The 10,875-nt window shown below is 59.7% G+C and carries 11 protein-coding genes; 8 read left to right on the forward strand and 3 right to left on the reverse strand.

All coding sequences use genetic code 11. The annotated features are described in order from the left end of the window. Positions 1–345: 345 nt before the first annotated feature. Together ABWU19_RS13015 and ABWU19_RS13020 are read left to right on the forward strand one after the other, a co-directional pair. Positions 346–507 (forward strand): hypothetical protein, encoded by a 162-nt coding sequence (locus ABWU19_RS13015; RefSeq protein ID WP_435902101.1) that lies wholly within the window; start codon positions 346–348, stop codon positions 505–507. A 43-nt stretch (positions 508–550) separates the two neighbouring features. Next, entirely contained in the window at positions 551–1,105 is a 555-nt protein-coding gene (locus ABWU19_RS13020; protein WP_435902102.1) for a DinB family protein, read from the forward strand. 132 nt (positions 1,106–1,237) lie between these two features. Here ABWU19_RS13020 and ABWU19_RS13025 read toward each other — a convergent pair whose 3' ends face one another. Further along, positions 1,238–1,816 carry a helix-turn-helix transcriptional regulator gene (locus ABWU19_RS13025; RefSeq protein WP_027878496.1) on the reverse strand — a complete coding sequence of 193 codons (579 nt, stop codon included), beginning with the start codon at positions 1,814–1,816 and terminating at the stop codon, positions 1,238–1,240. Positions 1,817–1,962: 146 nt separating this feature from the next. On the opposite strand from ABWU19_RS13025, the gene ABWU19_RS13030 reads away from it, so the two are divergent. The 3 genes from ABWU19_RS13030 to ABWU19_RS13040 all read left to right on the forward strand — a co-directional run bounded on the left by ABWU19_RS13030 (position 1,963) and on the right by ABWU19_RS13040 (position 5,880). Next, complete coding sequence (locus ABWU19_RS13030) at positions 1,963–2,175, forward strand: YgaP family membrane protein (protein WP_027878495.1); 213 nt, start codon at positions 1,963–1,965, stop codon at positions 2,173–2,175. Between the two features lie 145 nt (positions 2,176–2,320). Then, the gene (locus ABWU19_RS13035; protein ID WP_027878494.1) at positions 2,321–2,524 is read left to right on the forward strand and encodes a YgaP family membrane protein; all 204 of its coding nucleotides are present in this window, start codon (positions 2,321–2,323) and stop codon (positions 2,522–2,524) included. Positions 2,525–2,703: 179 nt separating this feature from the next. Beyond that, the gene (locus tag ABWU19_RS13040) at positions 2,704–5,880 is read left to right on the forward strand and encodes an ExeM/NucH family extracellular endonuclease (RefSeq protein ID WP_435902103.1); all 3,177 of its coding nucleotides are present in this window, start codon (positions 2,704–2,706) and stop codon (positions 5,878–5,880) included. 230 nt (positions 5,881–6,110) lie between these two features. Here ABWU19_RS13040 and ABWU19_RS13045 read toward each other — a convergent pair whose 3' ends face one another. Both ABWU19_RS13045 and ABWU19_RS13050 read right to left on the reverse strand, forming a co-directional pair. Then, positions 6,111–6,758 (reverse strand): monothiol bacilliredoxin BrxC family protein, encoded by a 648-nt coding sequence (locus ABWU19_RS13045; protein ID WP_435902104.1) that lies wholly within the window; start codon positions 6,756–6,758, stop codon positions 6,111–6,113. Between the two features lie 97 nt (positions 6,759–6,855). Then, the gene (locus ABWU19_RS13050; RefSeq protein ID WP_435902108.1) at positions 6,856–7,578 is read right to left on the reverse strand and encodes a PIG-L deacetylase family protein; all 723 of its coding nucleotides are present in this window, start codon (positions 7,576–7,578) and stop codon (positions 6,856–6,858) included. Positions 7,579–7,738: 160 nt separating this feature from the next. On the opposite strand from ABWU19_RS13050, the gene ABWU19_RS13055 reads away from it, so the two are divergent. The 3 genes from ABWU19_RS13055 (at position 7,739) to ABWU19_RS13065 (ending at position 10,840) form a co-directional block, all read left to right on the forward strand. Then, the gene (locus ABWU19_RS13055) at positions 7,739–8,767 is read left to right on the forward strand and encodes a LacI family DNA-binding transcriptional regulator (protein WP_435902105.1); all 1,029 of its coding nucleotides are present in this window, start codon (positions 7,739–7,741) and stop codon (positions 8,765–8,767) included. 95 nt (positions 8,768–8,862) lie between these two features. Then, complete coding sequence (locus ABWU19_RS13060) at positions 8,863–10,095, forward strand: ABC transporter substrate-binding protein (RefSeq protein WP_435902106.1); 1,233 nt, start codon at positions 8,863–8,865, stop codon at positions 10,093–10,095. Positions 10,096–10,213: 118 nt separating this feature from the next. Next, on the forward strand, positions 10,214–10,840 hold the full coding sequence (locus ABWU19_RS13065) for a carbohydrate ABC transporter permease (RefSeq protein WP_435902107.1): 627 nt from the start codon (positions 10,214–10,216) through the stop codon (positions 10,838–10,840). The last annotated feature ends 35 nt before the right edge of the window (positions 10,841–10,875 follow it).

Genomic DNA, 10,875 nt, shown 5'->3' on the forward strand with positions numbered 1-10,875 from the left:
AGGAATGGGGCTGGGTATGGGTTTGTTCGGGTTCATGCTGTATATGATAAGAGCCTGGGGGATGTAAATAGGCGGCCATGCCGGTGATGCCCCTTTGGTGTCCTGAAGGCGCCCCGGGTACTTCTGAACCAATCCTCATACATGCCCGATAAAATACCTTCAGAACGAACTATTTGATGGGTTACCAATAACGGGACATTGTTCACTACTCCAGCCCAACCCGTTCGGCTATAAACACTCTTTAAGATAAGGGTTTCATTTAGCAGCGAGGGGGGTGTAAGTATGCAGGCGCTTCAACAAGGTCTGACGACGGGTAGCATACAGTGTGAATGGGTTCCTGGAACCATGAACCAGGTCAAGGTGCATTTGCCGGATCACGACGTACAGGTTTCGCTCGAGCAACTGCAACAAATTGCCGGGGTGGACGCAGTGCATGAGCTTTACCTGAAAGGCTTAATTTGCCTGCCCTTTACCAGCAAGCTGCGTGAGGCTTTCGATAAAGCGTAATCTGGCCGGGTGGTTCTTGAGCGGGATTTTGTAGAATCTCCCCATGCCTTCTGCACTAAAGACGCTGGCCCGCTTTGGCGATGCGGAAAATTGCCTCAGGCATTTAGAGCGCTCGAGACAAGAGCTGCTGCAGCTGCTTGCCAGCCTACCCGACGAGACCCTTTTCCGACGGCCCGAACCAGAGGTTTGGAGCCCAGCGGAGGTGCTCGAGCACATTGCCCTGGTGGAGGAGTCGGCAGGGAAGATTATCCGACGGCTGCGCAAGGTTGCCTTGGGCGAGGCCGAACCCTTTCCGCCTTCGCCGCCGGGCCAGACCCGACCCGATGGCCGCCTGCTGGCCCCGCCCCCGATGGAGCCCAAGGGGGGTTTAACCCGCGCCGAGCTTCTGGAGCGGATGCAGTCTGTGCGCCAGCGCCTGCTGGCCGAGGTGGCCGAGAGCGGCGAAGGCCTGTCGCTACCACCGACCTATGCCCACCCCTTTGCGGGTGACCTGACCGCCCTGGGCTGGCTCCAGACCCTGGCCTACCACGAGCGACACCACCTCGAGCAGATTCGCGGGCGAGTGAACACCAAACCTGACCATAAGCAACCCAATTGACCAGGGGCAGAACCTGGGAGCGCAAAAAGATGGCCTGCCGGGTTCTTGGTTCAACGCTATAAGACGGGCCTCTTACGCGCAGGTGGTAGGGACTATGGTACTCCCACTACTGGGCATTCGTGAGAACCGCGCTCAGCGCTTCTGGATTAAAAAGTGGCAGGCCCGCTGCCCATCCCGCTGGCAGAAAGGTCGCTCGGCAGGCAGGCCGGTGGCCCTGGTAATCACCCTGGGCGGCAGGTTGCACACGGCTTCGAAGCGCTGTCCGGTGGCATAGTAGAGGCAGTTGTGGGCTTTGAGCTCCCAGCCGGTGGGGGTTTCCTCGAGGGTGCCCAGCATCTCGCCGTAGTCCATATACTCCAGCAGCGCCTCCAGCTTGGCCTGTCCCTCGAGGCCCGCCAGCTTGCGCCGCAGCTCGGAGGCCATGCTTTCGGCTACGCCTTCCAGTAGCCGCTCGATAATGCCCTCCCGCTCGGCCTCTGCCAGCACCGCGTCCAGAAGCTCGGGGTAGCGCTTGGGGAAGAGGCCTTCGGAAGCCTGGGTCAGCCGGTAGACCGTGGCCGGGCGGCCCTTGCCCAGGCGGCGCTCTTCTTTGGCCAGCCAGCCGCTTTTCTCGAGGCCGCTCAGCTGGTGTCGAACGGCAGTCTCGCTCAGGCCCAGGTGGGCCATCAGTTCCTTGATGGTGCTGGGGCCGTGCTGTTTGAGGAATTCCATTAGTGGGCGAGTGCTCATGGTTGCTCCGGGGGTTCTATTTATTTTTCGCTATTTTCTCTATTGAAATAGCATAATAAGCAGTATAGCCTAACCATTGGAGCGGCGGTGCGGCTTTATGCCAGAGGCACCGGCTCGAGGAGGAGAATATGAAACCTAACGAAGGCACAACCGACCGGATCATTCGCCTGGTACTGGCTGTGGTGTTGTTCCTGCTGGCTTTTACGGTGGCCGGTGGGGTGTGGGTCTACGTGGCCGCGGGATTGGGCGCGGTCATGTTGCTCACGGCCGCTGTGGGCTTCTGCCCGCTGTACGCCGCGCTGGGCGTCAACACCTGCCCCGCACCCCAGCGCAAGGCCTAGCGCGATGGGTTGAGGGCTGGGCTGCATCTGGGCACAGTTCTCCCACAGCGGAATGCGTAGAATATAACCGGAATCGGGCCAATCTGAACCCCAAAGCGATACCTCGGTGGGATGAATAGGGCCCGCTTCCAACGAGGAGGAAGTTATGGTTCCCAATGTAGGCAGTACAGACCGGCTGGTTCGCTACATCCTGGCGGTGGTGTTTCTAATCATTGCCTTCTTTGGTAGCAGCGGCATCTGGGCCTGGGTGTTTGGTCTTCTGGGGGTGGTTATGCTGGTAACCGCCACCCTCAACTTCTGCCCCATCTGGGCGGTGTTCAAAATTAATACTCGAGGAAAAGCGTCCTGAATACGCCCCTCCCTCGCCCCGGCCTGCAGGGCCGGGGTTTTGCTTTGGGCCATAAAGATACGCCAAAGTAATGTCGAAAGAAACGTGCTTTTGCGTTAGTCTAGGCCTGACCGTTTTTATGGGGTTTGTTTGCAACACTACCCTGACGGTAGGTCAATATGGTGCGTCCAGGAGGTTCTATGGTGTCATCTTTACGAACGGGCATCCTATCCGTCGCCCTGATTGTGCTGGCAGCCTGTGCCCAGGTTCCGTCTGCACAACCTCAGGCCAAACTTGCTGCACAGGCCGTCTTGCAAGGGGTGGTGATCAGCCAGGTGTATGGTGGGGGCGGCAACAGCGGTGCGCCCTACACCCACGACTTTGTCGAATTGTTCAACCGTGGAACCACGCCGGTTTCCTTGAACGGCTGGTCTATCCAGTACACCAGTGCCACCGGAACCGGCAACTTTGGCGCAAGCAGTACGCTGCTTACCGAACTGCCAAACGTTACCCTTCAGCCGGGCCAGTATTTCCTGGTACAGCAAGCAGGGGGTACGGTGGGTGCAGCACTTCCTGCGCCCGATTTCATAGATCCCACGCCCATTGCGATGGCTGCTGGAGCAGGCAAGGTGGCGCTGGTCTCGAGCACTTCTCCGCTGGGTTGTAACGGCGGCTCTACCCCCTGTTCTCCTGCCCAACTGGCCCAGATTGTCGATCTGGTGGGATACGGCAACGCCAACTTTTTTGAAGGCGCGGGTGCCGCCCCCACACTCTCCAACACCACCGCTGCGCTTCGGAAGGGCAACGGCTGCAGCGAGACCGACAACAACGCTAGCGATTTTGAAGCCCTGGCGCCCAATCCGCGCAATACGGCCTCGGCCCGCAACTTCTGCGGTGAGTCGGCGCCCAGTGTGGTCTCCACCACGCCGGCAGCAGGGGGCACCATCAACCCCGACGCCAACCTGACCCTCACCTTCAGCGAGCCGGTGAACGTGAGCGGTGAGTGGTTCAGCATCACCTGCTCCTCCAGCGGAACCCGCACCGTGGCCGATACGGTGGTCACGGCCAACGCCACCTCGACGCAGTTTGTCATCAACCCCAACACCGATTTTGTCTCCACCGAGAGCTGCACCCTTACGGTGTTTGCGGCCCAGGTCTCGGATGTGGATACCCTCGACCCACCCGACACCCTAAGCGCCAACTTTGTGCTCGAGTTCAACCCGGTCTCGGTCTGCGACCTGCCCCATACCCCCATTTACCAGATTCAGGGCAGTGGGTTGTCGGCGGCCATCACGGGCAGCGTGACCACCCGGGGGGTGGTGGTGGGCGACTACGAAGGCCCTTCGCCTAACCTGCGGGGTTTTTATATCCAGGATCCCACGGGCGACGGGGATGCGAATACTTCCGACGGCATCTTTGTGTTTAACGCCAACAACGACAGCGTTGCGTTGGGGGATGTGGTGCGGGTGGTGGGAACCGCGGCTGAGTTCCAGGATCAGACCCAGATTAGCGCCACCAGCATTACCAAGTGCGGCACCGGAACCGTAGCGCCCACCGACGTAACCCTACCCTTTGCCTCTCCCACCGAGGCCGAGCGTTACGAGGGTATGCTGGTGCGCCTGCCCCAGACCCTTTACGTAACCGAGCACTTCCAGCTTGGGCGCTTTGGTCAGGTGGTGCTCTCGTCGGGCGGGCGGCTCAAGCAGCCCACCCACGTAACCACGCCGGGGGCTGCTGCCAATGCGCTGCAAGCCCAGAACAACCTCAACCGCATCATTCTGGACGATGCCCTGCAAAACCAGAACCCCGACCCCATCCTGTTCGGGCGAAACGGCCAGCCCCTGAGCGCCAGCAATACCCTGCGCGGGGGCGACACCGCCACCGGCATTGTGGGGGTGATGACTTATACCTGGGCCGGCAATGCGGCCAGTGGCAACGCCTACCGGGTGCGGCCCATCGGGGCCCTGAACGGCTACGTCAACTTTGTGGCAGCCAATCCGCGCCCGACCACCGCGCCTGATGTGGGTGGCACACTGCGGGTGGTGGGCTTCAACCTGCTCAACTTCTTCAACACCTTTGACGGGCTGCCGGATACCGTGGACAACTGCACCAATGGGGTAGGGGGCACGCCCACCGACTGCCGTGGGGCCGATACCCTGGCCGAGTTCAACCGCCAGTGGCCTAAAACGGTGGCGGCCATTCTGGCCATGAACCCGGATGTGCTGGGTTTCAACGAGATGGAAAACGACGGCTATGGCCCGGATAGCGCCATTGCCTTTTTGGTGGATAAGCTCAACGAGGCCACCGCACCGGGAACCTATGCCTTTATAGATGCCGATGCGGCCACGGGTCAGGTGAATGCCCTGGGCACCGATGCCATCAAGGTGGGCCTGATTTACAAGCCGGCCCGGGTGACGCCGGTGGGCCAGACCGCGGTGCTCAACACCCCCGATTTCGTCAATGCGGGCGATGGTGCGCCGCGCAACCGGGCCTCGCTGGCCCAGGCCTTCCAGCAAAACGACAATGGGGCTATCTTTATCGTGAACGTGAACCACCTCAAGAGCAAGGGTTCGGCCTGCGACCTGCCCGATCAGGGCGACGGCCAGGGCAACTGCAATGTGGTTCGCACCAACGCCGCGCAGCAACTGGCGGCCTGGCTGGCCACCCACCCCACCGGCATTGCTGACCCGGACATTCTGCTGATTGGCGATTACAACGCCTATGCCCAGGAAGACCCCATCACCGCGCTCAAGAATGCGGGGTATATCAACCTGCTCGAGACCCGCCTGGGCCCGGATGCGTATTCGTATGTGTTTGATGGGCAGTGGGGCTACCTCGACCATGCCCTGGCCTCGCCCTCGCTGAACGCGCAGGTAAGCGGGGTGGCCGAGTACCACATCAACGCCGACGAACCCAGCGTGCTGGACTACAACACCGACTTCAAGACCCCCAACCTGCAGGCCCTGCTCTACGCCCCCGACCAGTACCGGGTGTCCGACCACGACCCGGTGGTGGTGGGGCTGAACCTGGCCGCGCCCGGCGCCTGGTTCTTTGGCCCCATCGCGCCCTTCCCGGCCTTCAACACCGCCAATGCAGGCCAGTCTATAGCGCTCATCTTTAGCCTGGGCGGCAACAAAGGGCTTAACATCTTTGCGCCGGGATACCCCAGGTGGCAGGTTGTTCCCTGTGGCTCGACGGCTGCCGTGAATGGCACCAACCCTACCAGCAGCAACGGTGGCCTTAGCTACGACCCGCTCCAAGACCGCTACACCTACCCCTGGAAAACCGAGAAGTCCTGGGCGGGTAGCTGCCGCCAGGTGGTGGTGCGTTATACCGATGGCACCACCTACCGGGCCAACTTCAACTTTGTGAAGTAGAGCACTCTTCACAAATATTGAGCTGCTCACAACTTTATTGCTTCGTCCTGCACAGCACAGTTGCCTCCCGGATGGGAGGCAACGCCTGTGAAGATTGCGATAAGGGTAGCCCGAAAGCAACCGACCCACCCCGGTTATGGGGTGGGTTTTTCTCCAGGCACTTTCTGCGCCTGCCCCCGGGTCTATCGTTTGGCTACCTTGGCGCGTTGTTGAACGCAAACGGCTCTGCTTCAGAGCGTGTCGAGCCGGGCCCGCAGGCTTTGTGCCCGCTCATATAGGGGGGTGGCCTGGGGGTTGGCTTGCTCAAACTGCAGGATGCTCAAGGGGTGGATGTGGTGCTCATCAGGATTGCCAAACAGCGAGTTGAGTAGCTCAAACTCCTCCTGCGAGCGCAGCGAGGCGTCCTCGCGGAACATGTTGAGGTAGGTCCAGGTAAACTGCTGCTCACTTACTGCCCCGCTCAGGTACGCATCCAAAAGGCGTTTGTAGGGCTCGAGGTTGCTTTTAGCCCCTTCTTGTGGGTGTTCGGCCCGAACATCCGGAAGATGCTGGCTGAAGAGCTGCTCGAGGTTCTCCAGGGTAATGTCCCAGTTGTTCAGCTCGAAAAGCGGCTGTCCGTTGCGAAACAGAATAATCTGGGGCGAGTGGTGCACAATGCCGGTGCGCTCGGCTACCCGGTTCGAGGCTGGGCGGTGTTCCACCACCTTGATAATGCCTACCGGAATTTCGGGTCGTTCCCGCAAGACTTTTTCCACGTTGCCCCAGCCTTGCATGGTTTTGTGGCAGGTTCCGGCCTTAAAGATGGCCGTGATGGGCTGGCTGTCAATAAAAGCATCGGCCTCTTCGGGGGTGGTGATGGCATACATGCGCTCTCTCATGGGTTTGAGTCTAACCTTGGGGGTGCCACACAACCGTCAGCCGGAACACTTCCCCACCCGTGCGCGCCCACTGGGATGCGATTTGCGGCCACGGCTTTTAGGGCTTGGCATACCAGAGCAGTTCGTGCTGCACAGGCCCCTCGTAACCAGCCAGGTGAAAGGTCTCGGTGGCCAGCCGGTAGCTAAAGCGATCCATAAAGTTGAGCACCGACAGGGCCTGGGTGCGGTGCTGGGCCATGGCCCGTAATTTTTGTAGCAAAACCTCCATGGGCAAATGGCGCACATGGTTGGGGGGTAGCCAGCCTTCCAGGTATTCTGGCAAGGGCTGAGGGGGCGCATAGAAAAACAGCTTTATCTTTTGCCCCGACTTCTCGGCGGCTTTAACCACAAACTGATGGGTGGCGACGTGGTCGGGGTGGCGGTTGGAGCCATTGGGGCCAAAGGTAATGATGGCCCTGGGACGCAGCACCTCAAAGCGCCATAGCAGTAAATCTACAATTTCGGGATGATCGGCCACCCCCTGCGGCGTGGCAAAACCGTGACCCCTGGCCTCTCCTTCTGCCGCACTGTTGGGTAGCCCATTGGGGAAGTCGTATAGCTCGAAATGGCCCAGCTTAAGAATTTGCACTGCCTGCCGAAGCTCTTTTGCTCGCTGCTCGCCCAGCTCCTCTGGCTTGCAAAGGCCCAGGGTTCGTCCGGCCTCACCTTTGGTCAGGGTAATCAGTCCGGTTTCCAGGCCCCAGTCGGCATACTGGATGAGCGTTCCGCCCGCCCCAAACACCTCATCGTCGGGATGAGGTACCACCACCAGCAAGTCCATGGGCCTTATCATCGCTCACCCAGGAGGGGCACGCAACTGTAAGCCCGCACCCTGGGGGCTGGCTGCTAAAGGGTTGCCGCAGATAGCGCAAACCTCTTGACAGCGCTTTCAAAATCTGATTTACTCTTGATTCAAGAAGTCATTCCAGTCCGGAGGCATTTTGCGCGAAGCCGTGACCCTCAGTGATGTAGCCCGCGAGGCCGGGGTCTCGCCCAGCACCGTTTCGCGGGTCATCAACGGTACCGCTCGAGTCAAAGCCAGCAAGCGGGAAGCCGTTTTGCGGGCCATTGAACGCCTGCACTACCGCCCCAACATCATGGCTAAAGGCCTGGCCCAGGGGCGCTCGCTGACCATTGGGGTGGTTACCCAGGAAATAAGCAGCCCCTATTACGGCGAGATGCTCAAAGGCGTGGAGCGGGCCCTCGAGGGAACCGCCTACCACCCCATCTTTGCCAGCGGACACTGGCGGGCCGACCAGGAAGAAGCGGCCTTGAAGGTGCTGGTGGGCCGCCAGGTGGATGGCCTGATCGTTATGGACGGCAGCGTACCGCAGGAACGGCTGCGGGAACTGGTCAAGACCATGCCGGTGGTGGTGGTGGGCCGCAAAATACCGGGCCTGAAGTGTTTGGGCATAGACAACCGGAAAGGCGCCTACGAGGGTGTGCAGCACCTTGTCGAGCTGGGCCACCGACGGATTGCCCACATTGCGGGTCCTACCTCACACCCCGACGCCATCGAACGCCTCGAGGGTTATCGGGCGGCCCTCGAGGACGCAAACATACCCTTCGACCCCAGCCTGGTTGTAGTGGGGGACTATATGGAACAGTCTGGGGTACTGGCGGTGGAGTCGCTGCTGGCTCGAGGCGCGTTGTTTACGGCCATCTTTGCTGCCAACGACCAGATGGCCTATGGCGCCAGCGTGGCTTTGTACCGGCGGGGGATTCGTGTCCCTCACGATGTTTCCCTGGTGGGTTTTGACGACCTGCCGAGCTCGAGCTACTTTACCCCGCCCCTCACCACGGTGCGGCAGCCCGGCCCGGAAATGGGGTGGGAGGCCGCGCAGCTGGTGCTGGCCTTGCTTGAAGGCCAGCACTACTCTCCCAAACCACTCTCCCCCCGCCTGGTGGTGCGGGAATCCACCGCCATGCTACGTTCGTCGGGTGCTCTGGTGATGCACCCCGTGACTTAGTTTTTCCGAGTGAAGGAGGTGGGTTTAACGGCAAAAAAACTTTGAAAGCGCTTTCAAATCCGGCTCAGGAAACCTTGTTTATCTAGGAGGAAACCATGAAGCGAATCCTGTCACTTTTGGTACTGCTGACGCTGTTTGGTCTGGGCTTTGCCCAAAAGACCACCCTTACGGTGGGGGTTTTCCCCAACCTCGACGATGCCCTCAAGGCACAAATTCAGTTGTTCAACAAGAAGTACCCCAACGTCGAAGTCAAACTGGTGATCCAGCAGTATGCTGACCATCACAACGCCCTCACCACTGCTTTAGCCACCGGGCAAGGTCTGCCCGACGTAGCGGCTATCGAGATTGGGTTTGTGGGCCGCTTTGCGGAAGGGCAGGGCTTTGAAGACCTGAACAAAGCCCCATATAGCGCCGAGCAGTACAAGAAGCTTTTCACCCCCTACACTGTTGCCCAGGCCACTGCAGCCGACGGGCGGTTTATTGCAATGCCGGTGGATATTGGCCCTGGTACTTTCTTCTACCGGGTGGATGTGCTGCAAAAGGCCGGGGTGGATCCCAAAAACATGATGACCTGGCCTGGCTACATTGCAGCAGGCCGCAAGATTAAGGCCACTACGGGCGCTTTCCTGATTGCCGATGCCGCCGACGTGGCCTGGATTAACATTTTTGCCACCACCCCGGCCAACAACAGCCCCTACTTCGATGCTCAGGGTAAGCCGGTCGTGGATAGCCCTCGCTTCGTGCGGGCCTTTGAGCTGGCCAAAAACATTCGCGCTGCTGGCCTGGACGCCCGGATTGGGGCCTGGTCCAACGAGTGGTACGACGCCTTCAAGAAGGGAACCGTAGCCACGCAGTTCTCCGGCGCCTGGCTGCAAGGCCACCTGCAAAACTGGATGGCCCCGGAAACCAAGGGGCTGTGGCGGGTACAGCAACTTCCCGAGGGTATGTACGCTTCCTGGGGCGGTAGCTTCTATGCGATTTCCAGCACCTCAAAGAACAAGGCCCTGGCCTGGGAGTTCATCAAGTTTGTAACCACCACCAGGGAAGCGCAAGTGGCCGCTTTCAAGGCCATCGGTGCCTTTCCCTCCTTGCTGGCCGCTCAGGATGACTCCTCGTTCAATGAACCCATCGAGTTCCTGGGTGGTCAGCAGGCCCGGCTGCTGTGGCGTGACGCAGCTCGTCGGGTAAAGCCACTCCGGGCAAACAAGTACGACCGTGTTGCCAACGAAATTGTTTCCCAGGCGCTTGCGCAGGTGCTGGACGAGGGCAAGGACATTCCGACCGCCCTGGCCGAGGCCAAGCGGCTGATCGAACGCCGTATGCGCTAGTCCAGCCAAGGGGAGAAGGGCAGGCCCTTCTCCCCCCTTTCTGTGGCTGGGGAAAAGCTTCCATCACCTTATGGCACATTTGCCCGGAAGGCCCCAGGCTACCTAAAGAGGAGCATCCGTGCGAAAGTCTGCTGACACCACAACCCCTGGCGACGGCCCCACCCTAGCCATGCGCTGGAGCAGTTTCCAGCGGCGCTATGCACCCTACATCTTTATTAGTCCCTTTTTTATCCTTTTCTTGATTTTTGGCTTGTACCCAACGTTTTTCTCCTTGTACATGTCCTTTCAGGCCTGGACACCCAGTGATGGGTGGGGCCGGTGGAAGTACGTGGGCCTCGAGAACTACACCTTCACCCTCACCGACCCCATGTTTCTGCGCTCCATGTGGAACACCATCTGGCTGGGGGTATTCTCGGGGGTTCCTCAGCACCTGATTGCGATCCCGCTGGCCTTTGTGATTCACATGGTGCTGAGCCGTTTCAAGACCTTCGTTACTGCGGTGTACTTTCTGCCCTACATCACCTCTACGGTGGCCGTGGCCCTTATCTTCAACACCCTTTTTGCTACCCACAACGGAGTAATCAATCTGGTTATCGCCCACCTCAACACCTGGCCTTTGTTGGGTGCGTTGTTGCCGGACGAGAAAATCAACTGGTTTACCAGTGCCAACATTAAGTATGCCATTGCAGTGATGGTGGTCTGGCAGTTTACAGGCTGGAACAGGCTCTTATCATATACAGCATGAACCCGAACAAACCCATACCCAGCCCCATTCCTAAC

The organism is Meiothermus cerbereus (genome assembly GCF_051297115.1).
GTDB classification, from domain to species: Bacteria; Deinococcota; Deinococci; order Deinococcales; family Thermaceae; genus Meiothermus; species Meiothermus cerbereus_A.